Origin of the sequence: Aureimonas altamirensis (assembly GCF_001463885.1) — a bacterium.
Taxonomy (GTDB): domain Bacteria; phylum Pseudomonadota; class Alphaproteobacteria; order Rhizobiales; family Rhizobiaceae; genus Aureimonas; species Aureimonas altamirensis.
Map to the genome: position 1 here is coordinate 81,394 of NZ_BBWQ01000018.1, position 26,610 is coordinate 108,003.

At 64.4% G+C, this 26,610-nt stretch carries 18 protein-coding genes; 9 read left to right on the forward strand and 9 right to left on the reverse strand.

The window, feature by feature from the left end:
• Positions 1-54 precede the first annotated feature (54 nt).
• Positions 55-2,163, forward strand: coding sequence for a molybdopterin-containing oxidoreductase family protein (locus tag AUL31_RS13255; protein WP_060607342.1), 2,109 nt, complete (start codon positions 55-57; stop codon positions 2,161-2,163).
• Positions 2,164-2,175: 12 nt separating this feature from the next.
• Here AUL31_RS13255 and purN read toward each other — a convergent pair whose 3' ends face one another.
• Together purN and purM are read right to left on the reverse strand one after the other, a co-directional pair.
• Positions 2,176-2,832 (reverse strand): phosphoribosylglycinamide formyltransferase, encoded by a 657-nt coding sequence (gene purN / locus AUL31_RS13260; protein WP_073469285.1) that lies wholly within the window; start codon positions 2,830-2,832, stop codon positions 2,176-2,178.
• Positions 2,829-3,899, reverse strand: a complete 1,071-nt coding sequence (gene purM, locus AUL31_RS13265) for a phosphoribosylformylglycinamidine cyclo-ligase (RefSeq protein ID WP_060607345.1) — start codon at positions 3,897-3,899, stop codon at positions 2,829-2,831. The genes purN and purM overlap by 4 nt, the downstream gene beginning before the upstream one ends.
• Positions 3,900-4,089: 190 nt before the next feature.
• On the opposite strand from purM, the gene AUL31_RS13270 reads away from it, so the two are divergent.
• The 6 genes from AUL31_RS13270 to AUL31_RS13295 all read left to right on the forward strand — a co-directional run bounded on the left by AUL31_RS13270 (position 4,090) and on the right by AUL31_RS13295 (position 12,832).
• A complete protein-coding gene (locus AUL31_RS13270; RefSeq protein WP_060607348.1) occupies positions 4,090-5,271 on the forward strand; it encodes an AI-2E family transporter in 1,182 nt (393 codons plus the stop codon).
• Positions 5,268-5,927: an HdaA/DnaA family protein gene (locus AUL31_RS13275; RefSeq protein ID WP_060607351.1), complete on the forward strand. Its 660-nt coding sequence runs from the start codon at positions 5,268-5,270 to the stop codon at positions 5,925-5,927. The genes AUL31_RS13270 and AUL31_RS13275 overlap by 4 nt, the downstream gene beginning before the upstream one ends.
• 323 nt (positions 5,928-6,250) lie before the next feature.
• Entirely contained in the window at positions 6,251-8,446 is a 2,196-nt protein-coding gene (locus tag AUL31_RS13280; protein WP_060608063.1) for an RNA degradosome polyphosphate kinase, read from the forward strand.
• The gene (locus AUL31_RS13285; RefSeq protein ID WP_082646941.1) at positions 8,394-9,953 is read left to right on the forward strand and encodes a Ppx/GppA phosphatase family protein; all 1,560 of its coding nucleotides are present in this window, start codon (positions 8,394-8,396) and stop codon (positions 9,951-9,953) included. The genes AUL31_RS13280 and AUL31_RS13285 overlap by 53 nt, the downstream gene beginning before the upstream one ends.
• A 132-nt stretch (positions 9,954-10,085) precedes the next feature.
• Complete coding sequence (locus AUL31_RS13290) at positions 10,086-12,044, forward strand: HAD family hydrolase (RefSeq protein WP_060607354.1); 1,959 nt, start codon at positions 10,086-10,088, stop codon at positions 12,042-12,044.
• The gene (locus AUL31_RS13295; RefSeq protein ID WP_060607357.1) at positions 12,041-12,832 is read left to right on the forward strand and encodes a class I SAM-dependent methyltransferase; all 792 of its coding nucleotides are present in this window, start codon (positions 12,041-12,043) and stop codon (positions 12,830-12,832) included. Before AUL31_RS13290 ends, AUL31_RS13295 begins: the two co-directional genes overlap by 4 nt.
• A gap of 52 nt (positions 12,833-12,884) precedes the next feature.
• On the opposite strand, the gene AUL31_RS13300 is transcribed toward AUL31_RS13295, so the two are convergent.
• The 6 genes from AUL31_RS13300 to rnd form a co-directional block, all read right to left on the reverse strand.
• Complete coding sequence (locus tag AUL31_RS13300) at positions 12,885-14,837, reverse strand: hypothetical protein (protein ID WP_060607361.1); 1,953 nt, start codon at positions 14,835-14,837, stop codon at positions 12,885-12,887.
• Entirely contained in the window at positions 14,834-15,817 is a 984-nt protein-coding gene (locus AUL31_RS13305) for an ABC transporter permease (RefSeq protein WP_060607365.1), read from the reverse strand. Before AUL31_RS13305 ends, AUL31_RS13300 begins: the two co-directional genes overlap by 4 nt.
• Before the next feature lie 11 nt (positions 15,818-15,828).
• The gene (locus AUL31_RS13310) at positions 15,829-17,724 is read right to left on the reverse strand and encodes a sugar ABC transporter ATP-binding protein (protein WP_060608069.1); all 1,896 of its coding nucleotides are present in this window, start codon (positions 17,722-17,724) and stop codon (positions 15,829-15,831) included.
• Positions 17,725-17,797: 73 nt separating this feature from the next.
• Entirely contained in the window at positions 17,798-18,781 is a 984-nt protein-coding gene (locus AUL31_RS13315) for a substrate-binding domain-containing protein (protein ID WP_060607367.1), read from the reverse strand.
• Positions 18,782-18,824: 43 nt separating this feature from the next.
• Positions 18,825-19,625 carry a FadR/GntR family transcriptional regulator gene (locus tag AUL31_RS13320; protein ID WP_073469283.1) on the reverse strand — a complete coding sequence of 267 codons (801 nt, stop codon included), beginning with the start codon at positions 19,623-19,625 and terminating at the stop codon, positions 18,825-18,827.
• Between the two features lie 103 nt (positions 19,626-19,728).
• Positions 19,729-20,889 (reverse strand): ribonuclease D, encoded by a 1,161-nt coding sequence (gene rnd / locus AUL31_RS13325; RefSeq protein ID WP_060608072.1) that lies wholly within the window; start codon positions 20,887-20,889, stop codon positions 19,729-19,731.
• 168 nt (positions 20,890-21,057) lie between these two features.
• Here rnd and aspS point away from each other — a divergent pair, with 168 nt between their 5' ends.
• The gene (gene aspS / locus AUL31_RS13330) at positions 21,058-22,845 is read left to right on the forward strand and encodes an aspartate--tRNA ligase (protein WP_060608075.1); all 1,788 of its coding nucleotides are present in this window, start codon (positions 21,058-21,060) and stop codon (positions 22,843-22,845) included.
• Between the two features lie 79 nt (positions 22,846-22,924).
• On the opposite strand, the gene AUL31_RS13335 is transcribed toward aspS, so the two are convergent.
• Positions 22,925-24,103 carry a hypothetical protein gene (locus AUL31_RS13335; protein WP_060607370.1) on the reverse strand — a complete coding sequence of 393 codons (1,179 nt, stop codon included), beginning with the start codon at positions 24,101-24,103 and terminating at the stop codon, positions 22,925-22,927.
• A 202-nt stretch (positions 24,104-24,305) separates the two neighbouring features.
• On the opposite strand from AUL31_RS13335, the gene parC reads away from it, so the two are divergent.
• Positions 24,306-26,558, forward strand: coding sequence for a DNA topoisomerase IV subunit A (gene parC, locus AUL31_RS13340; RefSeq protein WP_060607373.1), 2,253 nt, complete (start codon positions 24,306-24,308; stop codon positions 26,556-26,558).
• Positions 26,559-26,610 lie beyond the last annotated feature (52 nt).

Sequence of the window (26,610 nt, forward strand, 5' to 3'; positions counted from 1 at the left end):
CGGATCGCCAATTTGAATGAGGAAAGCGGCTGCGTGCTTTGATATAAGGGGCGCATGAACAAGCCGCTTCCCATCGCCAAGGGCCATACGGCCTGCCCGCACGATTGCCCGTCCACCTGCGCGCTCGAGGTGGACCTGATCGACAGTCGCACCATAGGGCGCGTGCGCGGTTCGGATGCCAACAGCTATACGGCGGGCGTCATCTGCGCCAAGGTTGCCCGCTACGCGGAACGCGTGCACAACCCCGACCGCCTGATGCTGCCCCTGCAGCGCGTGGGCGCCAAGGGCGAGGGCAATTGGCGCCCCATCGCCTGGAGCGACGCGCTCGACATCGTTGCCGACGCCTTCGTGAAGGCAGAGGCACGATACGGCTCCGAGGCGGTCTGGCCGTTCTACTATGCGGGTACCATGGGGCTGGTGCAGCGCGACGGCATCAACCGCCTGCGGCATGCCAAACGCTACTCCGGCGAGTTCGGCTCCATATGCGTCAACACGGCCTGGACGGGCTGGTATGCCGGCACCGGGGCGCTGTCGGGCGTCGACCCGCGCGAGATGGCCAAGGCCGATTGCATCGTCATCTGGGGCACCAATGCGGTGGCAACGCAGGTCAACGTGATGACCCATGCGATACGCGGCCGCAAGGAGCGCGGCGCGAAGATCGTGGTGGTCGACATCTACGACAACGCCACGATGAAGCAGGCGGACATGGCGTTGAAGCTGCGGCCCGGCACCGATGCGGCGCTGGCTTGTGCACTGATGCATATCGGGTTCCGGGACGGAACGGCCGACCGCGCCTACCTTGAGCGCATGACCGACGATCCGGCGGGACTGGAAGCGCATCTACGGTCGCGTACGCCGGAATGGGCAGCGGGCATCACCGGGTTGAGCGTCGAGGAAATCGAGGCGTTTGGCGCACTGATTGGCCATACGCCGCGTACCTATTTTCGCCTCGGCTACGGGTTCACACGCCAGCGCAATGGCGCGGTGGCGATGCACGCCGCTTCCTGCGTGCCTGCCGTGTTCGGACACTGGCAGCATGAAGGCGGCGGGGCCTTCCATACGAATGGCGGCATATTCGGGCTCAACAAGAGTTTCGTTGAGGGCGGCTCCTACGAAGACCCGTCGATCCGCCACCTCGACCAGACCCAGTTCGGCCGTGTTTTGACGGGCGATGCGGCTGCCCTGCAGGGTGGCCCGCCGGTTACGGCGATGCTGGTGCAGAACACCAATCCGGCCAATGTCTGCCCGGAGCAGCGGCTGGTGCATGAAGGGCTGATGCGCGACGATCACTTCGTCGCCGTGCACGAGCAGTTCATGACCGATACCGCGAAGCTGGCCGACCTTGTGCTGCCGGCAACGATGTTTCTGGAGCATGACGACATCTATCGCGGCGGTGGCCAGAGCCACATCCTGCTTGGGCCCAAGCTGATCGACGGGCCGGATACGGTCCGCAGCAACCACTTCGTGATCGAGGAACTGGCGAAGCGGCTTGGCGTCGCAGACCGCCCGGGCTTTGGCCTGACCGAGCGCGAGCATATCGACCGGATGCTGAAGACAAGCGGCTATTCCGGCGGGCTGGCGGAATTGGAAGACAAGCAGTGGCTGGATGTGCAGCCGGCCTTCGAGAAGGCGCATTTCATTGACGGCTTCGGCTGGGCGGACGGAAAGTTTCGTTTCAGCCCGGACTGGACGGGCATGCGCCCCGGAACCCAGCCGAACGAGCGCATGGGCCTGCTTGGCGACTATCACAGGCTTCCGGACTTCCCCGACCATGTGACGCTGATCGAGGAAGCGGATGAGAAACATCCGTTCCGCCTGGCCACGTCGCCGGCGCGGCAGTTTCTGAACTCGACCTTCGCGGAGACGAAAGGCTCACAGCAGAAGGAAGGGCGTCCGGAACTGATGATGCACCCCGACGATCTCGATCGCCTCGGCCTTGCCGACGGGCAGCGCGTCGTGGTGGGCAACGGGCGGGGCGATGTGACGATGCCGGTCAAGGCAAGCGATACGGTGCGGTCCGGCGTGCTGGTTCATGAAGGGCTCTGGCCCAACAGCGCATTCGAGCGGGGCGAGGGCATTAACGTGCTGACAGGCGCAGATGCGCCACCGCCCTTTGGCGGCGCGGCCTTCCACGATACGCGGGTATGGGTGCGCCCGGCCTGAGGCGCCAGGGGCTCAGGCCGGGCTGACGAGTATCTCGTCGCTCGCGCCGATGTTGCCGGAGGTCAGCTCGGCCTTGCCGTCGCGATAGGCGACATCGCCGCGCAGCACCATGGCAAGCGCGTGCGGATACAGGCGATGCTCGGCACGAAGCAGGCGGGACGACAGCGTATCGGCGTCGTCGCCGGGCACGATCGGTACGGCCGCCTGCGCGATGATGGGGCCGCCGTCCATCTCTTCCGTCACGAAATGGACGGTGCATCCGTGCACCCGCATGCCTGCCTCAATGGCTCGCTCATGCGTATGCAGGCCCGGAAACAGAGGCAGCAGGGAGGGGTGAATATTGATCATCCGCCCAAGAAACCGTTCCACGAAATCGCGACCCAAAAGGCGCATGTATCCGGCAAGGCAGATGACGTCCGGCCGCGCGGCATCCAGGGCTTGCGCAACCGCCGCCTCGTGCGCCGCCCGATCGGGATAGGCCTTGTGGTCGAGCGCCAGGGTATCAATTCCGGCAGCCGCAGCCGCCTGAAGCCCCTTGGCCTCGGGCCGGTTGGACAGAACCAGCACGATCTCTCCCGGGAAATCGGCAGCTTTGGATGCCTCGATCAGGGCTTCCATATTGGAGCCGCGCCCTGAAACAAGCACGGCGATGCGCTTCCTCTGCGTCACAGCGACAGGCTTCCGTTGAATGTGACTGCCGGGCCGGCATGCCGCCCGAGGATACGGCCCAGTGGCACCACCGTTTCGCCTTCGCGCTGAAGCACGGCGCCGACCGTTGCCGCATCCGCCGCCGGCACGACGACGATCATGCCGATGCCGCAGTTGAAGGTGCGGAGCATTTCGGGCTCGGAAACACCGCCCTGCTGCGCCAGCCATTGGAACACCGCCGGCACCTTGAAGGCGTCAAGGTCGATGTCGGCGCGCAGGTGCTCGGGCAGAACGCGCGGGATGTTTTCCGGGAAGCCGCCGCCGGTGATGTGCGCCAGCGCCTTGATGCCGCCGGTCTCGCGGATGGCGGCGAGCAGCGGCTTTACATAGATGCGTGTCGGCTCGATCAACGCGGCCGCAAGCGTGCGGCTGTCGTCGAAGGGGGCGGGCGCGTCGTAGGCGGCGCCGCTCCGCTCCACGATGCGGCGTACCAGCGAGTAGCCGTTGGAGTGGATGCCGGAGGAGGCGAGGCCGAGGATCATGTCACCATCGGCAAGGCCGGCCGAGGGCAGCAACTGCCCGCGTTCCGCCGCGCCGACGGCAAAGCCCGCAAGGTCGTAATCCTTCTCGGCGTAGAGGCCGGGCATCTCCGCCGTCTCGCCGCCGATGAGCGCGCACCCCGCCTGGCGGCACCCTTCGGCGATGCCGGCAACGATGGCTTCGCCCTGCGCCGGGTCGAGCCGGCCGGTGGCGAAATAGTCCAGGAAGAAGAGAGGCTCGGCCCCCTGCACGACCAGATCGTTGACGCACATCGCCACGAGGTCGATGCCGATCGTATCGTGAAGGCCGGTATCGATGGCGATCTTCAGCTTGGTGCCGACGCCGTCATTGGCGGCAACGAGCACAGGATCGGAAAAGCCCGCCGCCTTCAGGTCGAAAAGGCCGCCGAACCCGCCGATCTCGCCATCCGCGCCGGGACGCCGGGTAGACTTGACCAGCGGCTTGATGCGCTGGACGAGTTCGTTGCCGGCATCGATGTCCACGCCCGCGTCGCGATAGGTGAGGCCGTTGGTCTTCTGGTCGGTCATTGTCTCGAAACCTTCGTCTTTGCCGTTCGGTTGACAGAAGCGGGGATGGGAAACAAGTGCAAAACGTACGGAAAAGGCGGGATAATGCGGCTCGGCATCCCTTGACCCCTTGTCCGGCGGCTGCCTATCTCGTCTTTGAAGCCAGACGGCCGCGGGGCCGCATCCGCCGGGGAAAGAGCAGCACGAGCCAATGGTAAAGGATCGCAGCCGGCTTCTCCGGCGTCAGGCCATGTTCTGGGGCATCGCCGCCGCGGTGGTGCTGGCCTTCATCTGGCTGTTCAGCTCCATCCTGCTGCCCTTCGTGCTGGGCATGGTGCTGGCCTATTTCCTCGATCCGATCGCCGACTGGTTCACCCGGCGTGGCCTGTCGCGGCTGACGGCCTCGCTGGTCATACTGGTGCTGTTCGTCGTGCTGATCATCGCGTTGATCCTGGTGGTCGTGCCGGTCATCTCCAGCCAGATCACCGCCTTCGTCTTCAACCTGCCGCATTATCTGCAGCGCCTTCAGGTGCTGGCCATCGAGGCGCGCACCGGGCCGCTGTCCTGGCTGTTCCAAGACCAGGAGCAGAGTCTCAGCCAGGATTTCTCCGACATCGTGCGGCAGAGCACCGCCTTCTTCACCTCCTTCGTGGGGCAGTTGTGGACGTCGAGCCTCGCGCTGGTCAACTTCCTGTCGCTCTTCGTCGTCACGCCGGTGGTCGCCTTCTATCTGTTGCTCGACTGGGACCGCATGATCGACAAGATCGACGCCTGGGTTCCGCGCCAGCATCTGGGCACCGTGCGCCGCCTCGCGCGCGAGGTGGACCGCTCGGTGGCCGGGTTCGTGCGCGGGCAGGGCAGCCTGTGCCTGATCCTCGGCACCTACTACGCCGTCGGCCTGACGCTCGTCGGTCTCAATTTCGGGTTGTTGATCGGCTTCTTCGCAGGGATGATCTCCTTCATTCCCTATGTCGGCTCGGCGCTGGGGCTGGTCGTGGCCATCGGCGTTGCACTGGTGCAGTTCTGGCCCGACTGGGTCTGGGTGGCGGCGACGGCCGGCGTGTTCCTGACCGGGCAGTTCATCGAGGGCAACATATTGCAGCCGAAGCTTGTGGGGGCTTCGGTCGGCCTGCATCCCGTCTGGCTGATGTTCGCCCTCTTCGCCTTCGGCGCGATGTTCGGCTTCGTCGGCCTGCTGATCGCCGTGCCGGCGGCAGCGGCCGTGGGCGTGCTGGTGCGCTTCGCGCTCGGCAAATATCTTGAAAGCGATGTCTATTACGGGCGCACCATCGAGCAGCAACCGGCGCCCGTGGTGGAAAGCCTGAACCTGTCCGCTGCCATCCGCAGCGAATTCTCGCCCCGGGGTGAGGCCGGGGACGGAGGCGAAGCATGAGCACGACACGTCAACTTCCGTTCGAGCTGCCGCACAACGCGTCCTTCGACCGCGCGGACCTGATCGAAAGCGATGCCAACCAACTCGCCATCGAGGCCATCGACTCATGGCCGGCCTGGCCGCACCCGGTGCTGTTGATCGCCGGGCCCGTGGGGAGCGGCAAGACGCACATCGCCGAGGCATTCGCGGCAATGTCCGGCGGCCGCCATGCCAGGGCCGGAGACGTCTTCGAGCCGCAATCGGGCTTCGTGCGCGTGATCGACGATGTCGATCGGACCGACATGGCGGAGGAAGAGATATTCGCCATCGTCAACGCCGCGCGGGCCGGCCTTGGCCATGTGCTGTTGACCAGCCGCACGCCTGCTCCGCTTCTGCACCTTCGCCTGCCGGACCTGGCTTCGAGGCTTCGGGCGGCAACCCAGATAGAGCTAGGGGCGCCCGACGACATGCTGCTGCACGGCGTGTTGGTAAAGCTGTTCGCCGACCGCCAGATGGATGTCGACCCGAAGCTCCTGGCCTATATCCTGTCGCGGATGGAGCGTTCCATCGCCTCTGCCGAGGCACTGGTTGCACGGTTGGACCGGGAAAGCCTCGCCAGCGGGCGCCGTATCACCCGGGCGATGGTTGCCTCAGTGCTCGAGGATGGAGAGGCCTGACCGTCATCAAAGCGTCGCCGCACGCGGCTATGCGCCTAGCAGTTTTGTCCTAAGATGACGGCGGGAAGAATCGAGTGAGCGAGATGAGCGGCAAGACCACCCGTAGCAAAACCGGCGCAACGGCAGAGCAGCCCGCACGGCGGGCGGCCCCTCGCAAGCGCAAGGAGCCGGCCATCGCCAAGGCGGATGTCGAGCGTGCGGAGGTGGCGGCAGCCGCCGTAGTGGACGGGCTCGTCGGTAACCTGGCAGCGACCGCGGTGGTAACCGCAGCTCATGCCGGCGCGGACGGGATGTCACCTGCCATGATGCCGGACCGTCCGCTGATGGAAGCGATCGGCGTCGTTCCGGTCGCCCCGCGAATCGACAATCCGCCCGCCGCCGACGAATTGCCGGCCGACCGCTTCGTGAACCGCGAGTTCTCGTGGCTGCAGTTCAACCGCCGCGTGCTCGAAGAGGCGGAAAACACCAAGCATCCGCTGCTGGAGCGGCTGCGCTTCCTGTCGATCTCGGCCGACAATCTGGACGAGTTCTTCATGGTGCGCGTGGCCGGGCTGGCGGGCCAGGTGCGTGAGAAGATACCGGTGCGCAGCGCCGACGGGCTTCTGCCGCAGGAGCAGCTTGACAGGGTCCTGGACGAGGTCGAGCTTCTTCAATCCGCGCAGCAGGCGACGCTTGCGGATCTGGTCAAGGCGCTGAAGGCCGAGCGCATCAACATCGTCGCCGCCGGAGAGTTGAAGAAACCCGACCGCGAATGGCTGGAGCGCCATTTCGACGAGACCATCTTTCCGGTGCTGACGCCGCTGTCGATCGATCCGGCGCACCCGTTTCCCTTCATTCCCAATCTGGGATTCTCGATGGCGCTGTCGCTGGTCCGCGAGCGCGATTCCCACCGCATGAACGCGCTTCTGCGCCTGCCGGTCGCCTTGCAGCGCTTTATCGAGATGCCGGTGACGCCGGCCGGCGAAAACCGCTTCGTGCCGCTGGAAAGCGTCGTCGCGCTTTTCATCGGGCGGCTGTTCCCCGGCTACAGGGTGCGCGGGCAGGGCACGTTCCGCCTGATCCGCGATTCCGATATCGAAGTGGAGGAAGAGGCGGAAGACCTCGTCCGCCTGTTCGAATCCGCGCTCAAGCGGCGGCGGCGCGGCTCGGTGATCCGCATCGAGTTCGATTCGGTGATGCCCGAGAGCCTGCGCAACTTCGTTGCCACCGAACTGGCCGTGGCCGAAAACCGCGTCTCGGTGATGGATGGCATGCTGGCGCTCGACGCCGTGTCGCAGATCGTGAAGCTGCCGCGCGAGGACCTGAAGTTCGAGCCCTACATACCGCGGTTCCCGGAGCGTATCCGCGAGCATAATGGCGACTGCTTCGCCGCCATCCGCGAGAAGGACATCGTCGTCCATCACCCCTACGAATCCTTCGACGTGGTGGTGCAGTTCCTGCGTCAGGCGGCATCGGACCCGAATGTGGTCGCGATCAAGCAGACCCTGTACCGCACCTCCAACGACTCGCCCATCGTGCGCGCGCTCATCGACGCGGCCGAGGCCGGCAAGTCGGTCACGGCGCTCGTGGAGCTGAAGGCCCGCTTCGACGAAGAGGCGAACATCAAATGGGCGCGCGACCTGGAGCGGGCCGGCGTGCAGGTGGTGTTCGGCTTTATCGAGAAGAAGACCCACTCCAAGCTGTCGCTCGTCGTGCGGCGCGAGGAAGGGCGGATGGTGTCGTTCGTGCATATGGGCACGGGAAACTACCACCCGATCACCGCGCGCATCTATACCGACCTGTCCTACTTCACGGCCGACCCGGACATCGCACACGACGTGTCGATGATCTTCAACTACATCACCGGCTATGCGGAGCCGACGGAACTGCGCAAGCTTGCCGTCTCGCCGCTGAACCTGCGCCAGCGCATCATCCAGCATATCGAGGAAGAGGTGCAGCACCAGCGCGCCGGGCGCAGCGGCCAGATCTGGATGAAGATGAACTCGCTCGTCGACCCGAAGATCATCGACGCGCTGTATCGCGCCAGTCAGGCCGGCGTGGAGATCGACCTGATCGTGCGGGGCATCTGCTGCCTGCGGCCGCGCGTACCGGGCCTTTCCGACAACATACGCGTCAAATCCATCGTGGGCCGCTTCCTGGAACACAGCCGAATCTACTGTTTCGGCAACGGCCATGGGTTGCCATCGGAAAAGGCCATCGTCTACATGAGCTCGGCCGACCTGATGCCACGCAACCTCGACCGGCGGGTGGAAACGATGATTCCGATGGCAACCCCGACCGTGCACAGCCAGGTTCTGTCGCAGATCATGCTCGGCAATATTCTCGACAACCAGCAGAGTTGGTCCGTCCTGTCGGACGGAACTTCGCGGCGCATCAGCGCGTCGGTCGGCGAACAGCCCTTCGACGCGCAGCGCTACTTCATGACCAATCCGAGCCTGTCCGGGCGCGGCAAGGCCCTGAAGTCGAATGCGCCCAAGCTCATTGCAAGGCAACGCGCGGAGCACTCCCGTTTCGATTGATCTTACAGGCCAGGGCCGTATTGCCGGGCGATTGCCCGTGGCGGTCGTCGACATCGGCTCCAACTCGGTGCGCCTCGTCATCTATGAGGGCAACAGCCGCGCGCCGGTGCAGCTTTTCAACGAAAAGGTCCTGAGCGGGCTGGGCAAGGGCCTGGCCCGCACGGGCCGGCTCGACGACAAAAGCGTTGCCAGTGCGCTTGCCGCACTGACGCGGTTTCGTGCGCTGGCAGAGCTGGCGGGCTGCACGGAAATCTACCCGCTGGCGACGGCGGCGGCGCGCGAGGCGTCCAACGGGGCGGAATTCATCGAGGCGGCGACAGGCGCGATCGGCCGCGACATCATCATCCTGTCCGGCGCTGACGAAGCCCGCTACGCCGCCGAAGGTGTGGTCGCCGGCTTCTTCGCGCCCAACGGCATCGTGGGCGATCTGGGCGGGGGCAGCCTGGAGCTGGTCGAGGTGTCGTCCGGGCGGTTCGGCACCGGCTTGACGACGCCGCTCGGCGGCCTGCGCCTGCGCGACCTGTCCGGCGGCGATATCGCCAAGGCACGCGCCATCGCCGACGGGGAGATCGGCGGCTCGGCGCTGGCGGGCGCCTGCGAGGGCAAGAGCTTCTACGCCGTTGGCGGCACCTGGCGTAACCTTGCCAAGCTGCACATGGAACAGACGCGATATCCATTGCAGGTCATGCAGGGCTATCGGGTCGCCGTGGCCGAGCTTGCCGACTTCCTCGACAAGGTGGCGACCGGCGATCCAGAGAAACTGCCGGGTATCGAGGCCGTATCGCGCAGCCGTCGCTCGCTTCTTCCCTATGGCGCCGTCACGCTGCAATCGGTCATTGCCAATCTGAAGCCCATGGACATCGTGGTATCGGCCTATGGCGTGCGCGAAGGGTATCTCCACGCGCTTCTACCCGAGGCCGAAGTGGAGAAGGATGCGCTGCTGGTCACGGCGCGGGAGCTGTCGATCCTGCGCTCCCGCTCGCCGATCCACAACGAAGAGCTGGTCCGCTTCGCCTCCGACACGTTCCACGCCCTGGGCATCGACGAAACGCCCGAGGACGAGCGCCTGCGCGACGCCGCCTGCCTTTTGGCCGATGTGAGCTGGCGCGCCCACCCGGACTATCGGGGCGGGCAGGCGCTGTCCTTCACGGTACATGCGGCGCTGCCCGCCCTGGACCATGCCGGCCGCACGTTTTTGGGGCTGACGAACTACTTCCGCTACGAGGGCCATTTCGAGCAGGGCATGATGCCCGACCTGGAAAGGCTGATCCCGCCGCGCATGCTGCAGCGTGCGCGGGTGCTGGCCTCGCTGTTCCGGGTCGTGTTCCTGCTCACGGCCGGCATTCCGGGCGTGCTGGGCCAATTGCGCTGGGTACAGGATCCGCGCGGTGGCTTCACGCTTGCCGTGCCGGCGAACCTTGCGGACCTTGTGGGGGAAAGGCCGCGCGCGCGTTTCCAGCAGTTCGCCAAGGTTGTGGAGCGCACCTTGCGTATCGAGGTTCTCTGAAAAACCCCTGGTGTGCGCTTCGATAGATCGGAGCGACGAAAAATTACGCTCGGCGCAGCCAGGCGACGTTGCATTACCTCTACATATATCCTATGAATTTATTAGTTATTGGTAATACGATGAACAATTATCATGTTGCAAATCAATTCTCTTGGCGGATTGTTCTCCGCTGAATCGATCGAGCGGACGCTGGCGCCCTTTCAGGCCATCTCGTTCGACGTTTTCGATACACTCCTACACCGGCTGGTTGCCAGTCCGCATGATGTGTTCCACATCATCGAACGGCGATATGGGATAGGTGGTTTCGCGGAGCGTCGGATTCAGGCCGAGATCGATGCGCGATCGCGCGGCCGATCCCGGTTCGGCTCCGAAGAAACCAGCATCGGCGAAATTTACGAAAGTTTCGGCCTGAGCGAGACTGAAACCCTTCGCGGAATCGAACGCGAGATCGACGTGGAGCGTAGCCTTCTGCGGCCAAGTCCACGGGGAGTTGCGATCTACAAGGCGGCTAAGCGGCTGGGGAAGATCACGATCGCCGTCAGCGACATGTATTTGTCGTCGGACGTTATCCGTCATCTCCTCGAGTGCAATGGAATTTTCGTCGACTTCGTAATGTCGTCGTCCGATCATCGTCAGCAGAACATCGGAAAATACAACGGAAAGATCTTTCCTATCGCGGCGCAGCAGTGCGGCGTAGAGCCCGGCCGTATGATCCACTTCGGCGACAATTGGCAGTCTGATTTCGTCCAGGCTACGAAGGCGGGTCTTGCCGCCATCCACATGACGACCAACCTGCATGAATTGTTCACCGATACGCGCCTGAACCTGCATTCGATACATCTGATCGATCGCGCCAAGACGCCTGAGGGTGCTGTGGTTTTGGGCGCCCTCGCGCATCGCCATGCGCACGGCTATCTCGGTCTGCCGTTCGACGAGTGCAAAGCCGTCAGCTACTTCTATGGGGGCCTGGTTGCGCTTGGGTTGATCAAGCGCATCGAAGAGGTTGTAGCGAGGCACGGCATCAGGAAACTGCTCCTCCTGACGAGGGACGGCTTCGCGATCGCGGATTATCTGACCGCTTATGGTTTCGATGCCTGCAGTTACGACGTCGTCTATTCCTCACGCCGCATGTGCCTCGTGCCGCTGCTGACGCGCAAGGAATGGTGGGTGCTGCCCATGCTTTTTCCGAGGCGGCATGAAGCCGTCTACGATCTGCATGTCGAGTTGCAGAGATTGAACCTGGCCGACGTCGCGAACATCACTAACTTCGTTACAAATGACTGGGACGAATTTGTGCGACACCTGGAGCGCGAGGTTCCATGGGAGGCGCTCGTCGGCGACGAGACCGACGTCTACAGGGATTACCTACGCTCGGTCATCGGCGCGACGCCGATCGATGCCGTTGCCATCGTGGATGTTGGCTGGGGCCTCAACTCCCACAGGGCGATCGAAAGCATTCTCGGCCAGCGTCTGCATGGCATTTACTGCGGCACCCATGCGCACGCCTACCACACCGACCTGATCGACGGATCACTGTTCCTGCACGGTCAGCCCTCTGACAGGACCGAGCGTCTGATGGGCGCGGTGGAAGTGCTGGAGCTGTTTTTCTCGGATGCGTCGCCGTCTGCCATACGAATGGAGCGTAGAGGCCCGGATGGGCTCTTCAGCCCGGTGCTCCATGACCGCGATCCGGAAGACATGTCCAGGGATATCTACGTGCGCCACGTTCAGCGCGGAATCCGCACCTTTCTCCAAGACGTGAAACCCTTTTCAGGCGAGATGGACACCTCTGTTGTTACCGACCTCGCCGCCGAGGTGATGGGCAATATCGCGGTCAATCCGACCCCGGGCGAGTACGGGACAATCGGCAAAATTCCGCATGCACGGGAGATCGGGGCATCCCGGCATAGTCCGATCTCGAACTGGTGGCGTCCCCCGTCGCACAATGCCCCGCCCACGCCCCCGGAGCCCTCGGCCAGCGGCGATGTCAGGCCTTCCCTGCGCGTCGCTGCCCGCTTGGCAGTCTCGGCTGTCCTGGGCGCGAAGAATGCACGTTACCTGACGCGTTTCGTCACAGGCCGCATAAAATGAAAAATCTGCTGATCCATTCAATGGCCGAATTCTCATCGCTGACCCTACCCATACTGTCTGCCGTAGGGGCCAAGGCAATTGCCGAGATCGGTCTCGAGCATGGCGGAAATACCGGCCTGCTTATCGACTACGCCCAGTCGGTGGGCGGGCGAGTCCATTCGCTCGACAGCGACATGAACGCGATCGTGAAGGCGCGCCAGAGCTGGGGTGACCAAGCCACCTTCGTTCATAGCCGCAGCCTGGACGGTATCCCTCAGATTGCCGGCATCGACGCATGGTTTATCGACGGAGACCACAATTGGTACACCGTCATCAATGAATTGCGGGCCATTCGGAAACGCAGTCGACAGGATCGAAAGCCGATGCTGGCCTTTCTGCATGATGTCTGTTGGCCGTGCGCCCGCCGCGATTGCTATTACGATCCGAGCTCCATACCGGAAGCTTTCACCCATCCCCATGATTGGGAAGCTGGCGTGGTAATGGACGATCCGTCATTGCAGCCTTGGGGGTTTCGGGGCAACGGCGTATTTGCCTGGGCAAAAGCGGAAGGGGGGGCGCGGAACGGCGTGCTGACTGCCGTGGAAGACTTTATCGATGAAGAGGGCGGCGCCTTTGATTTTCATTGCGTAAAGGCTGTTTTCGGGCTCGGTATCCTCGTCGCCCATAACCACCCGTTCCGCAACGACATCGCCGACAAGCTCGAACCCTTCGCAGATAACGACATGATCATTGCGCTCGAGGAAAATCGCCTGCGCAATTATCTGGAGGTTCTGCGGCTGACAGCCTGAAAATGCCTCCTCACGCCAGCTATTCATTCCTGGGCGGTGATCATGCTGCGGGCTATTCCGACTTTTGCGGACGGCCTGCAAGTATGGCGACGGCATAAGGGCGCAGGCTGATACGTGTTCCGGTGAATGGCTTGCGCAGCGATTGGAGTGAGCGCACGTCCTGACTTGCGACCGCAAAGCTCTCCTCGTCCAACATCGCGCAGGATCGAAACCCCTCCGGCACAGACACTTCGCAGTCCTCGCCGGTCCGGTTGGCGATCCACAGGATCGTTTCCTCGCCGTCTTGCACGGCGAGGGCCTCTACGGTGTCGCCATGCGAAATGGAAAGGCGCGGCAGCCCATGCAGGGCGGCAAGGCCGCGCAGCACGTGGAACACTGGGAACAGGCCGCCGGCCTGATCGTACCATGGCTGGGGCCAGTCCCGGGGCGTCGCCACCAGGCCGAACGGGCCGGTTGCGCCTCCCAGGCTTACGGCGCTTGCGCCGCCCTCGGCAAGCCGCGCGATATAGCCCAGCATCCATGCGGCACCGAGCAGGCCGCGCTGGCGCGGGTCGTTGAAGTTCATCGCCTGCCGGATATTGGCCGGGTTGGCCATTGGCGCATCCCCATAGGGGTTCATGCGCATGCCGATGGCGCTGGGGCCGACGGCGATCGGTTTGCCCGCAGCAATGGCCCGTGCACTGTCGGCGATGGCGGGAAGGGACTCCAGGCCTTCCATGATCGAATGGTCATCGCCCGCATGCAGGGTCGCCGTGGTGGTAAAGCTGACGAGGTCCAGAAGATCGGCCGGCGGGCGCTTGCGGTTCATCTCGGTGAAGTAGCTGAACATGCCGCCGCCGATGCGTGCGCCCGGAAAGGCCAGCCGCGCCGCCTCGAACATCCGGCGGGGCGGTGGCGCATCGGGCCATACGCTGCCTGGCAGCGTGCACTTGAGATCGGGCGCCGGCGAGACAAGAACAGTGGCGAACGGCCGCCCCAAAGCGTCCACGCTGCGGCCGAGCGCCACCAATTCGGCTTCGAAGCCGTCAACCGACTGGATGACCGCCTCCAGCCAGATTTCGCCTCCCAGCAAACGCGCGGTGTCCACCAAGGCACCGAGGGTGGCCGCGTCATGGCCGAGCGCCGCATTGTAATGACAGATGATCTGTCCCGGCCGGATCGTCGACAGCACATCGGCTTGCCCGCGCACCGCTTCGATTTCCGAGGGGTCAAGGCCATAGCCGATGGACGGCATGGTGCCGGCTTGCCTGCCGATGGACACGCGCTCTTCGGCCCTATCCGCCTTCTTCGCCGCCGATGCGCCGTCGACCGTCAGCGTCACGGCCTGTGCGATATGTTCGCCCTTGTCCAGCGTGTAGGGCCATGGCAGCGCAAGGGGGCGCACATAGGTCTTGTAGGAAGCGTCGGTCCAGTTGCGCTGGTCTTCCATCTCATAGACGTCGCCTTCCATCCGGCAGGTGACGGACAGGCCGGGCGCTGCCTCATGCGTCAGGGCGCGCAGGTTCATCATCGGCTGTACGGGGTCAATCAATTGCGGGAAGACGCCGTCTTCGATCGTCCCGTCGGCATGCTCGATCCGCACCGCACGGCCGGCGACGCCGACGATGGGATGCAGCACCACGAAGCCGGTGCGATTGGTGATGAAGTCGGTATCGGCCGAGCCATCGGCACTGAAGGTCAACTGACCGGCCGGCGTGGCTGAAATCCGCGCGCTGTAGCGGAAGGCCTGCGCCGCGTCCCGTGCGAGCGCGTCGTAGGTGACGCTGAATCCATCGGCAGTCTCGTCGACGATGAGGTTTTCGATCGCCGGGTTGTAGGTGCCCCAGTTCCTGTCCCGCACGATGAAGGATATCGCCCGGATCAGCTCCACGCCATTAAAGCGGATATGCCGCAGGTTTCCGGCGTCCAGCTCGGCCGTGAGTTGGCCGGCGGTGAGGATGCGGGGTCGCGGTGCGGGCTCGTCCGTTCCGAACCGGCGAACGGACATGGTGGGTTGCTGCGTCATGGATTGACCTTCGAGCTGACAAGGCGTTCGGCCAGGAGGGCGACGATGATGATCGTGCCGATTGCGGTTCCTTGCCAGAAGGGCGAAACGCCCATCAGGTTCAGCCCATTGCGGATCATCACCATGATGAACACGCCGAACAGGGTGCCGATGATCGAGCCGCGTCCGCCATAGAGGCTGGCGCCCCCGATGACGACCGCCGCGATGGCGTCGAGTTCCATCGCATTGCCCATCAGCGGGTCGGCCGACAGAAGCTGCGCGATGGAGAAGGTGATCGCGACGGCCGAAAGCGCCCCGGAAATCACGTAAGGCAGGACGGCATAGAAAAGAACGCTCAGGCCGGCTGCCCGTGCGGCCTCCTTGTTGGAGCCGACCGCATAGATGGTGCGCCCGCCCTTGGTGTAGGTGAGATACAGGAAGGCGGCGAGGTAGAGCGCCAGCAGGAAGATGACGTTGGTCGGCACACCGAGCACGGTGGTGTAGACGATGGACTGCATGGCATCCGGAATGGTCGAGATGGCCGTCTGTCCGGACAGGATGTAGGCAAGGCTGCGGCCGATGGCCATGACCCCCAGCGTCACCACGAAGGCGGCAAGGCCGAAGACGTTGATGAGCAGGCCGGACACAAGTCCGATGAAGCCGCCTGCGGCGACCGCCAGTGCAATTGCCGGCACGATCGGCATCTCGCGCAGGGCGAGGCCCAGGATGATGCCCGTCAGTCCGGCGACGGACCCGACGGACAGATCGATGCCGCCGGTCAGGATCACGAAGGTCATGCCCACGGCCACGATGCCGATGACGACGGACTGGTCCAGCATGTTGAAGATGTTGGATTGCGTCAGGAAGTACGGAGACATGAACGACAGGCAGAAGGCGATCAGCAACGCCAGCAGCGTCATGCGCACTTCGAGTCGGCCGATCAGCCGGCGGCCGATGGAGCGACCGGGGCTCGATCTCTGAGAAGCGGTATCTGCGGTCATGTCCAAAAACCTCAAAGCGTTTTCGCCATCGCGTCGATGTGGCTGCGAATAGTTTCCGGTGCGGGCAGGGGCGCGCCGTCCGGCAGGCTGATGCCCACCCAGCCGAAGTCATGCCCGCGCGCACTGCGCATCTGCGTCAGCAGCGTTGCGCGGCCGCTGGCCGTATCGGTAACGAAGCCTGCGTCGCGCCGGGCAAGGGCCGAAGGAATATGCGTCTGGGCGAAGCGGCGCGCCTCGCCACTGCGAAAGCCGGGGTCGGCGTTTGCGTTTTCCACCACGGCATTCAGGCAGATCAGGCTGTCATCTTCCATGAGGGCCCAGAAGCCCGCGCCGCCATGCTGGCGGGCAAGATTCTGCAGAAGCTCTGTGTTGCGCGCCATGGACGTTCGCGGCGCGGCCAGAAGCGTGAGTTTTTCCTCGTCCAGCATGGCGCTGGGCACGTCTGCGATGGAACGCCCATCGCTGATGACGACGACCCGGTCGGCAAGGCCGAGCAACTCTTCGAAATCGGACGATACGATCACCAGCGCAACGCCTTGCGCGGCAACCTCGCGGAGCATGGCATAGATGCCGGCCCGGGTGCCGATATCGACGCCCTTGGTCGGTTCGTCCAGAATAAGCACGCGCGGCTCCAGAAGCAGCCAGCGGGCGATGATCACCTTCTGCTGCATGCCGCCCGAGAAGTTCAGCATGGAGGCATCCATGAGCCGCTCTTCGGGCAGGCCCAGACTGGCCAGAAGCCGCGACACCTGCTTGTCGCGGGCGCGGTAATTGCAGAAAAAGCCGCGATGGGCGCCGAGATGGGCAAGAAGAAGGTTTTCGCGCACGGAAAAATCCGGAACGATGTTCTGGCTGCGCCTGTCCTCTGCCACGAATCCCAGCCCGGCCCGCATGGCCTTGTCGGGCCGGTCGGCGGGCAGGGGCTTGCCCTCCAGCATGACGGTGCCGCCATCGCGCTTGCGCAGGCCGAAGATGGCCTCGATCGTTTCGGAGCGGCCGGCGCCGACAAGCCCGCCGAGCCCCAGAATTTCGCCCTTGCGGACGGCAAACGACACGTCGCGCACAAGCGGTGCGGACCTCAGGTTGCGGACTTCGAGCGCGGGTTCGCCGCCAGCCGGTGGCAGCGCTGCGCCCTCGCGGTGATAGATCGACTGCAACTCGCTACCCACCATCGCCCGGATCAGCTCTCCCTGGCTGAGGCTGGCGGTGGGCCGCGCATTCATGACGGTGCGCCCCTCGCGCATCACGGTGACGCGGTCGGTGATGGAGAAGACCTCTTCCAGCCGATGCGATACGAAGACGAGGCCGCGGCCCGATGCACGAAGGCGCTCCATGACCTCGAACAGGCGTTCCACCTCGCCCGGGCTGAGCGCCGCTGTCGGCTCGTCGAAAATGATGAGCTTGGCGCGGACACCGAGTGCCTTGGCAATCTCGACAAGCTGCTTCTGCGCCGAAGAAAGGGTTCGCACCTCCCTGTCGAACGGCAGCCCTTCTCGCTGGCCGAGCGCATCGAGAATGACTTCTCCTTGGGCGCGCAAGGCACGGTAATCGAGGCGGCCGGGGCGTGCGAGCTCTGGCAGGAACATGTTTTCCAGCACCGTCAGGTCCGGCACGAGGCTGGTTTCCTGCATGACGATGGCGATGCCGGCCTGCAGCGCATCGCGGGTGCTGCGCATGTGGATGTCATGGCCGCGATAGGTGATGTCGCCGGCGTCGGCCATGATGTGCCCGGAGATCACCTTCGACAGCGTCGATTTGCCCGCCCCGTTGGCACCCAGCAACCCATGCACCTCGCCCTCCCGCAGCTCGAAGTCGGCTCCGGCAAGGGCGCGTGTGCGCTCGAAAGTCTTGGTCAGTCCGCGCGCGCTGAGAAGGATATCTCCGTGCGCCTTATCCGCATCCACCACGTCGCATCTCCGAAGGTCGAACCATGAGGCCGGCAGGCCGGGCCGCGACACGGCCTGCCGGATCTGGCGGGTATCAGACTTCGTTTGCGAAGACGGTTTCCTTCACCGTCGGCAGCTCCTGGGCGATGTTCTTGCTTGTGATCGCAAGGATGGGAACGGTGATTTCCTTTTCGGGCGTCTTGCCGTCCAGGACGTCGATCATCGCTTCGCCCGAACGCACGCCCATCAGGTAAGGCTGCTGCATGCCGGACACGACGAGGTCGCCCGATTCCAGCAGGGGGACGAAGTCCGGGATACCGTCGAAGGCCGCTACCAGCACTTCGCCGTCCTTGCGCGCCGCCTTGATGGCGCGCAGGGCGCCCATGGCCGGCTGGTCGGTCTGGATGAACAGCCCGCGCAAGCCGGGATTGGCGGTCAGGATATCCTGTGTAAACTTGAAGGTCTCGTCGGTCGTATAAGACTGCATCTGCTGCATGCCGGCCTCGCGGCCCGTGAAGCCGCCTTCCTTCAGCCCGTCGAGGAAGCCCTGGGTGCGTGCCTGGCCGTTCTTGCGGGCCTGCGAAATGGCGACGATGGCGACGTCGCCGCCCTCCCAGCCCTTTTCCTTCAATGCCGCTGCCAGCGCGGTGCCCACGTCGTGCGCGCCGCGATAATTGTCGGAGATGATGAACGAGGCATACTCGCCGCTATTGGTGCCGATATCGGCAATGACCACCGGTATGCCGGCGCGCTGGGCAAGTTGCAGCACGCTGGGCGCGGTCGAGGAATCGGTGGGCGAAATGATGATGCCACCCACGCCGCGCGTGATGGAATCCTGCGCGTTCTGCAACTGGGTCTGCGCGCTGTTGTGGGAATCAAGCGCCTGGAAGCCGTAACCCTTGGCCTTCACCGCGCTTTCGATGCCTTTGGACAGATAGCGCCAGAAGGGCAGGTCGAGGCCGGGCGTCAGGTAGACGATGTCCTTGCCCTGGGCGATGGCCGAGGTAAAGGCCGAGAAACCGGTGCCTGCCATGACGGCGCCGCCGATGGCGAGCTTCAAGACTGTTCTGCGTTCCATTTCGTGTTCTCCTCCCGAACGAAATGTTGGATTTTCCGAAGTGTCAGGCTTTGCGCCGCCGCCGGTCTTTGCCGGCTGGGGCGCTGCCAATGATCGGGGGTGCCTGCCCCTCCATCACGAAGCGCGTCGTGGTGTAGATGCGGCCGGTATGGACGGCGAAAGCCGACACCGCCGCATTCGCGTCTCCGGCCTCGATGGCGGAGACGATGGCCTCGTGCTCGGCGTAGCTGCGGCCGATCGCATCGGGTTGGCCGATGGCCCGGCGCCGGTACTCCATCATGTAGGTGTAGAGGTCGGTGGCGAAGTCGGCCAGAAGCCGGTTGCCCGGCGCCCGGTAGATCGCCACATGGAATTCGCGGTCGCAGATCAGAAAGCGGACGGGGTCGTCCAGCATGCCGGCCTGCGCCTGCAAAAGGTCGCGCAGGGTGCGGCAGAGCCGGCGGTTGGCCATGTGCGCGACATCGGCAACGAGCTTCTGCTCCACCAGAGTGCGCGCCGCATGGACATTGTCGATATCGTAGGCGTCGATGGCGCGCGCCAGCGCCAGACCCACCGTGACGGGGCCGACATCGGCGCTGAGAACACGGGTGCGAGCGCCATGGCTGACTTCGAGGATACCGCGCGCGGCAAGGGTTTGTATGGCGCCGCGCACGGCCTCGCGGCTGACATTGAGCGCCAATGCCAGGTCGCGCTCGCCGGGCAGCGTGTCGCCGACCTGCAATATGCCGCTGGCAACGAGGGTCGACAGCTTATCGGCAATGACTTCGCGAATGGGCTTTCGCACGATCCCCTCGCGGAAGATCGGCAGGTCGGACAGCTGCAGCGTATGCCCGGCAGCACCCATGGAGCCCTCTGATGGACTGGTTGGACCAGTAGACCACTTCAGAGAATGACGAAACGTCGCACCTGTCAAGATACCGCAAAAGCGGTAATCCCGGGCCGCTGGTTCAGGCGTCGGGCATGGGGACGATTTCAACCTTGCGGTTTCGGTACACCAGCGCGGATTGGCCCGAAAGAAGCTCCAGCGCGCGCTTGCCGAATATCTCCCGGCGCCAGCCGGACAGCGCTTCGATCTGTGCGGCCTCGCCGTGGACCGCCAGCTTTTCGAGGTCGTCGCCGCTGACGAGGATCTTGGCGGCGACGCCTTCTTCCTCGGTCACGATCTTCAACAGGACCTTCAGAAACTCGACCGCCGCACCCGTACCCTCGGGCAGGGCCGGCGGGCGCGGCAATGCCGGCAGTTCGGCCTTGGGAATGGCAAGGGCCCGCTGGACGCCGGCCAGGATCTCACGTCCGGCCGACGAACGCTCATAGCCGCGCGGAATGGTGCGCAGGCGACCGAGCGCTTCTTCGGTGCGCGGTTGCTGCTGGGCGATCTCCTGTAGGGCATCGTCCTTCAGCACGCGGCCGCGCGGCAGGTTCTTCAGGCGCGCTTCACGCTCGCGCCAGGCGGCCACTTCCTTGAGTACGGCCAGCTCGATGGGCTTCTTCACCCGCATCTTCACCCGCGTATAGGCAAGGTCGGGGTGCAGATCGTAGGTTTCCGGCGCCGTCAGGATGGCCATTTCGCCGTCCAGCCACTCGCGGCGATCCTGCCTGTCGATCATCGCGGTCAGATAGCGATAGGCGTCGCGCAGATAGGTAACGTCGGCGAGGGCGTATTGAAGCTGGCTGGGGGACAGCGGGCGGGCGCGCCAATCGGTGAAGCGCGAAGTCTTGTCGATTCGCCCTTCGGTGGTCCGGGCGACGAGCTGGTCGTAGGCGATCGCCTCGCCGAAGCCGCACACCATGGCGGCGACCTGCGTATCGAACAGGGGCGCCGGTATGATGTTGCCGAGCTTGTAGATGATCTCGACGTCCTGGCGCGCGGCATGGAACACCTTGACGACGGCGGTGTCGGCCATCAACGCAAAGAAGGGGGCAAGGTCCATCCCCTCGGCCAGCGGGTCCACCAGCACGGCGTGCTCGTCGCTGGCCATCTGGATGAGGCACAGTTCGGGCCAGAAGGTCGTTTCCCGGATGAACTCGGTGTCCACGGTCACGAATTGCGCCCGGGCAAGGGCGTCGCAGGCTTCGGCAAGGGCGGATGAGGTGGTGATGGGCTCCATGAGGTCTTCATAGATCAACGGCCGCCGCCTTTGAACCGCGTTCTGCGGCAGGGGGCGCGAAAATCTTGACAGGACAGGCGCGCCATGCGCTTTTCCGCGCGAATTGAACGCCCGACACCCGGGACAGGATTGGGCGCGGCCTGTGGCGGCGCCGGGAAGAAAGAGACCATGCATCGCTATCGCAGCCACACATGCGCGGCCCTCCGGGCCGCCGACGTCGGAAGCACCGCCCGCCTGTCGGGCTGGGTCCACCGCGTTCGGGACCATGGGGGACTGCTGTTCATCGACCTGCGCGATCATTACGGCATCACGCAGATCGTGGTGGACCCGGACTCGCCGGCCTTCGCAACGGCCGAAACCGTGCGCAGCGAATGGGTGATCCGCGTCGACGGCGCGGTCAAGGCGCGCTCGCCCGAGACGGTCAACGCCAAGCTGCCGACCGGCGAGGTTGAAGTGTTCGCCGCCGAGATCGAGGTGCTCAGCAAGGCGCGGGAGCTGCCGCTCCCCGTATTCGGAGAGCCGGATTATCCGGAAGATACGCGGCTGAAGTTCCGCTTCCTCGACCTGCGGCGCGAGACGCTGCACCGGAACATCATGCGCCGCACGCAGATCATCGCCGCCATGCGCCGCCGCATGGGCGAGGCCAGCTTCACCGAATTCTCGACGCCGATCCTGACGGCGTCCTCGCCGGAGGGCGCACGCGACTTCCTGGTGCCGTCGCGCATCCACCAGGGCAAGTTCTATGCGCTGCCGCAGGCGCCGCAGCAGTACAAGCAGCTCATCATGATGAGCGGCTTCGACCGCTACTTCCAGATTGCCCCGTGCTTCCGCGACGAGGATCCGCGCGCCGACCGGCTGCCGGGCGAGTTCTACCAGCTCGACCTGGAAATGAGCTTCGTCACGCAGGAAGACATCTTCCAGACGATGGAGCCGGTGATCCGCGGCATCTTCGAGGAATTCTCCGAGGGCAAGCCGGTCTCGCAGGAGTTCCGCCGCATCCCCTACGACGAGGCGATGCGCAAATACGGCAGCGACAAGCCGGATCTGCGCAACCCTATCGAGATGCAGGCCGTGACCGAGCATTTCGCCGGGTCGGGCTTCAAGGTGTTCGCAAACATGATCGCCTCCGCCCCCTCGGTCGAGGTCTGGGCGATTCCGGCGCGCACCGGTGGCTCGCGCGCCTTCTGCGACCGCATGAACAGCTGGGCGCAGGGCGAGGGACAGCCGGGCCTGGGCTACATCTTCTGGCGCGAAGAAGACGGCAAGGTGGCCGGCGCCGGCCCGCTGGCCAAGAATATCGGCGAAGAGCGGACCGAAGCGGTGCGCCAGGCCATGGGGCTGGAAGCCGGCGACGCCTGCTTCTTCGTGGCGGGGCAGCCGAAGAAGTTCGTCGATTTCGCCGGGGCTGCGCGCACGCGCGTCGGCGAAGAACTGAACCTTGTGGACCGCGACCGCTTCGAGCTGGCGTGGATCATCGATTTCCCCTTCTACGAGTGGCAGGAAGAGGAAAAGAAGATCGACTTCTCGCACAACCCGTTCTCCATGCCGCAGGGTGGCATCGAGGCACTGGAAGGGCAGGAGCCGCTGACCATCAAGGCCTTCCAGTACGACATCGTCTGCAACGGCTTTGAAATCGCCTCGGGCGGTATCCGCAACCATCTGCCGGAAACCATGGTGAAGGCGTTCGAGATTGCCGGATATTCGCGTCAGGACGTGGAAGACCGGTTCGGCGGCCTGTACCGGGCCTTCCAGTACGGCGCCCCGCCGCATGGCGGCATGGCGGCCGGCGTGGACCGGATCGTGATGCTGTTGTGCGGCGTGCGCAACCTGCGCGAGATCACCATGTTCCCGATGAACCAGCAGGCTTACGATCTTCTGATGAACGCGCCTTCGGAAGCGTCGACGGCGCAGCTACGTGAGCTGGCAATCCGCACCACGCCGCAGCCCAAAGCCTGAGCCGGCCGCCATCTGACATTCGAGCGATAAAAAACCCGGCTTCGCCACAGGCGAAGCCGGGTTCTTGGTGTTTTTAGGGTTACTGGTTTGCGGTGATGTCGAGGTTCAGAACCTCCGGCAGCGTCTGCGGCGCGCCCATTGCCGCTCCCATGACCTGGGTTGCCGGAACCGGTGTCTGCGGCGCGACCACGATGGACAGGTTCTCGGGGTTGGTGAGGTAAGCGGAGACCGCCTCCTGCACCTTGGTCTGGAAGGCCGGGTTCTGGATATAGGCAAGCATGGACGGCAGCATTGCCTGCAACTGCTGCACGAGCTGGTCGCGGGTCTGGCCGTTACGCTGGGCATAATGGTCGAGCAGCTTGTTGGTCAGCGAATTGTCGGTGATCGCCAGCCGGGCATTGTTGAGATAGAGCTGCGAAATCAGGCCCAGCATGGCCATGCCGGTAGAGTCGCTGCCCTCCGGGTTGGCCGCCATCTGCTGTTGGAGCTGGCTAAGCTGCTGAATGAAGGCGGGCGTGTAACCGGTTATGGTGTAAGCGAACTCCAGTTCGGCTGCATCGTCCCAGACGACTTTCAGCGGATCGAGCTTCAGGAGGCCGTCGGCGGGGTTCCACTCGGCCTGTCCGCTCATGCTGCCGTGAATCTGCGGATAGCCGATGGCGGCCATGGTGCGGGCACCTTCCGACTCCGGCTCGACCGTGGTGTCGAAGCTGAATTCGCTGACGTCGAACGTCCCGGAGATTCCCCCGGCCGAGCCTTGCTGGCTCGTCAGTTCGGTCGTGCCGACCGTCAGCACGTCCTTGCCCTGATGCTGCATGGTGATGGCATCGAAGCCGGCACGGTCGATCTGGATGTTGCTGGGCAGGGCCGGGTCTGTCGCGGCGGCGGTGCCGGCAAGGCGCAGCCCCTCGACTTCCATGCCCGTCACCTGCAGGCGGCTGTCGCTTTCGGTGCGGTCGACATCGCGCAGACCGACTCGATCGGCCGTGAAGCCATCCTCGGCGGTGCCGTCGACATTCTCGAAGGTCAGGTCGCCAAGGTCCAGCGACTCGCCTTCACTGGCGATCGACGCGCCCTGCAGGACGACATCGCTGCCGCTTTCCGAGACGCCCGTATAGTTGAGCGTGACGCCCTGCGGCGCCAGAAGGGTCTTCAGGCGCTGGGCGAAAGCCTCGCCATCCGCGGCATGCGCCGCCGTCGAACTCATCAGTCCGACGATCAGGCCGGCCATTATGCCACGGGTGCGGAAATGCATCATCGATTGCAACCTCATCAAACGGCCGCCGCGTCAGCGCGGTCCGGCAATATGTGTCGAATCTCGACTTTCTGCCCGGTTTATGGCGCAGGCGCGACGGAAGGCAATCCATGGTGTCTGCAAAAAGCGTCCCGACCGCGCAAAGCCTTGGATAAGCTCTGTTCATCGCTTGTTCTTTTCATGTCCTTCGGCTAGGCCGGAAACCATGGGCAAAAGCGTTGAACCGCCCGCCGGCGGCGGCGACATCGAACCGGTAGATCTGAAGACCGCGCTGGAAGAGCGCTATCTGGCCTATGCCTTGTCAACCATCATGGGGCGCGCCTTGCCCGATGTGCGCGACGGGCTGAAGCCCGTGCACCGCCGCATCGTGCACGCCATGCGGGTGCTGCGGCTGGATCCGGGCCAAGGCTACAAGAAGTGCGCGCGCATCGTCGGCGATGTGATGGGCAAGTTCCATCCGCACGGTGATGCCTCCATCTACGATGCGCTGGTCCGCCTGTCGCAGGATTTCGCGATCCGCTATCCGCTGATCGACGGGCAGGGCAATTTCGGCAATGTCGATGGCGATAGCGCCGCCGCCATGCGCTACACCGAAGCGCGGATGACGGATGTCGCGACGCTGCTTCTGCGCGGCATCGATGAAGACGCCGTGGATTTCCGCCCCACCTACAACGAGGAAGACCAGGAACCGATCGTCCTGCCGGGCGCGTTCCCGAACCTTCTTGCCAATGGCGCGTCCGGCATCGCCGTGGGCATGGCAACGTCGATACCGCCGCACAACGTGGCCGAGATCTGCGATGCGGCGTTAAAGCTTATCGAAACGCCCGACGCGCCCGTGGAAGCGCTTCTGCGTTTCGTGCAGGGGCCGGACTTCCCCACGGGCGGCGTCGTCGTGGAAGATGCAGCCGCCATCCGCGAAGCCTATGCCACCGGCCGGGGCTCTTTCCGGGTGCGTGCCCGTTGGGACAAGGAAGACACCGGGCGCGGCTCATATGTCGTGGTCGTTACGCAGATCCCCTACATGGTGCAGAAATCGCGGCTGATCGAAAAGATCGCCGACCTTCTGACCGCCCGCAAGCTGCCGCTGCTGGCCGATGTGCGCGATGAATCCGCCGAGGACGTGCGCATCGTCCTCGAGCCGCGCTCGCGCACCGTCGACCCGGAACTGCTGATGGAATCGCTGTTCCGCCTGACCGACCTGGAAAGCCGCATTCCGCTGAACATGAACGTCCTGTCCGGCGGCAAGGTACCCCGGGTCATGTCGTTGCGCGACGTGCTGGTGGAATGGCTTGCCCATCGACGCGAAGTGCTGCAGCGGCGCACCGCCTTCCGCCTTGGGCAGATAGCCCGCAGGCTCGAGATCGTGTCCGGCTATCTGGTCGTCTTCCTGAACATCGACGAGGTGATCCGGATCATCCGCGAGGAGGACGAGCCGAAGGCCGAGCTGATGCGCACCTTCGAGTTGACGGATGTCCAGGCCGAAGCCGTCCTCAACCTGCGCCTGCGGTCTTTGCGCAAGCTGGAAGAGATGGAACTGCGGCGCGAGTTCGACTCGCTGAGCGAGGAGAAGGCGCGCAAGGAAGCGTTGATGGCGTCTGCCGAACTTCAATGGTCGGCCATCGGCGAGGAGATCCGCGAGGTTCGCGAGACCTTCTCCAAGAAGACGGCGATCGGGCGCCGGCGCACTTTGTTTGCGGAGGCGCCCAACCACGATGCGGACGTGATCGCCGAGGCGATGATCGAGCGCGAGCCGGTAACCATCGTCCTGTCGCAGAAGGGCTTCCTGCGGGCGATGCGTGGCCACATGGCCGATACGTCCACCCTGACCTTCCGGGAGGGCGACAAGCTGAAGATGGCGTTTGCCGCCCATACGACCGACAAGCTCGTCTTCCTGTCCACCAACGGGCGGGCGTTCACGCTGGCGGCCGACAAGCTGCCGGGCGGGCGGGGCCATGGCGACCCGATCCGGCTGGCCATCGAACTGGAAGACGATCAGGACATCGTCACCGGTTTCGTCGCCAATCCAAGTGCGCGCCGGCTGGTTGTTGCCGATGACGGCAATGGTTTCATCGTGGGCGAGGGCGACCTCGTCTCCGGTATGCGGCGCGGCAAGCAGATCCTGAACGTCACCGCCAAGGGACGGTTGGCGCTGGCCGTGCCGGTGGATGGCGACAGCGTCGCCGTTGTCGGCGAAAACCGCAAATTGCTGGTGTTCCCGCTGTCGCAGGTGCCGGACATGGCGCGTGGCAAGGGTGTGCGCCTGCAACGCTACAAGGATGGCGGCCTTGCCGACGCCAAGGTCTTCCGGATGGCAGATGGGCTGACATGGACCGATGGCGGCGGCCGTCTTTTCGTGCGTGGCGAGGCCGAGCTTCTGGAATGGCGCGGCGACCGCGCACAGGCCGGGCGGCTGGTGCCCAAGGGATTCCCGAAAAGCGGTCGCTTCTCCGGTAGTTGACGGATTTTCCAGGCGACTGCGCAAAACCCGATAAGCCAACCGAGGGAGGAAA

What these genes read in the sequence shown, in the direction of transcription:
- AUL31_RS13290 (WP_060607354.1), top strand. Translation starts at nt 10,086, where the DNA reads ATGTTGCAAATCAATTCTCTTGGCGGATTGTTCTCCGCTGAATCGATC.
- AUL31_RS13335 (WP_060607370.1), bottom strand. Translation starts at nt 24,103, where the DNA reads ATGATGCATTTCCGCACCCGTGGCATAATGGCCGGCCTGATCGTCGGA.
- parC (WP_060607373.1), top strand. Translation starts at nt 24,306, where the DNA reads ATGGGCAAAAGCGTTGAACCGCCCGCCGGCGGCGGCGACATCGAACCG.
- AUL31_RS13305 (WP_060607365.1), bottom strand. Translation starts at nt 15,817, where the DNA reads ATGACCGCAGATACCGCTTCTCAGAGATCGAGCCCCGGTCGCTCCATC.
- rnd (WP_060608072.1), bottom strand. Translation starts at nt 20,889, where the DNA reads ATGGAGCCCATCACCACCTCATCCGCCCTTGCCGAAGCCTGCGACGCC.
- AUL31_RS13275 (WP_060607351.1), top strand. Translation starts at nt 5,268, where the DNA reads ATGAGCACGACACGTCAACTTCCGTTCGAGCTGCCGCACAACGCGTCC.
- AUL31_RS13255 (WP_060607342.1), top strand. Translation starts at nt 55, where the DNA reads ATGAACAAGCCGCTTCCCATCGCCAAGGGCCATACGGCCTGCCCGCAC.
- aspS (WP_060608075.1), top strand. Translation starts at nt 21,058, where the DNA reads ATGCATCGCTATCGCAGCCACACATGCGCGGCCCTCCGGGCCGCCGAC.
- AUL31_RS13300 (WP_060607361.1), bottom strand. Translation starts at nt 14,837, where the DNA reads ATGACGCAGCAACCCACCATGTCCGTTCGCCGGTTCGGAACGGACGAG.
- AUL31_RS13285 (WP_082646941.1), top strand. Translation starts at nt 8,394, where the DNA reads ATGCGCCCAAGCTCATTGCAAGGCAACGCGCGGAGCACTCCCGTTTCG.
- AUL31_RS13280 (WP_060608063.1), top strand. Translation starts at nt 6,251, where the DNA reads ATGGAAGCGATCGGCGTCGTTCCGGTCGCCCCGCGAATCGACAATCCG.
- AUL31_RS13270 (WP_060607348.1), top strand. Translation starts at nt 4,090, where the DNA reads ATGGTAAAGGATCGCAGCCGGCTTCTCCGGCGTCAGGCCATGTTCTGG.
- AUL31_RS13295 (WP_060607357.1), top strand. Translation starts at nt 12,041, where the DNA reads ATGAAAAATCTGCTGATCCATTCAATGGCCGAATTCTCATCGCTGACC.
- purM (WP_060607345.1), bottom strand. Translation starts at nt 3,899, where the DNA reads ATGACCGACCAGAAGACCAACGGCCTCACCTATCGCGACGCGGGCGTG.
- AUL31_RS13315 (WP_060607367.1), bottom strand. Translation starts at nt 18,781, where the DNA reads ATGGAACGCAGAACAGTCTTGAAGCTCGCCATCGGCGGCGCCGTCATG.
- AUL31_RS13320 (WP_073469283.1), bottom strand. Translation starts at nt 19,625, where the DNA reads ATGGGTGCTGCCGGGCATACGCTGCAGCTGTCCGACCTGCCGATCTTC.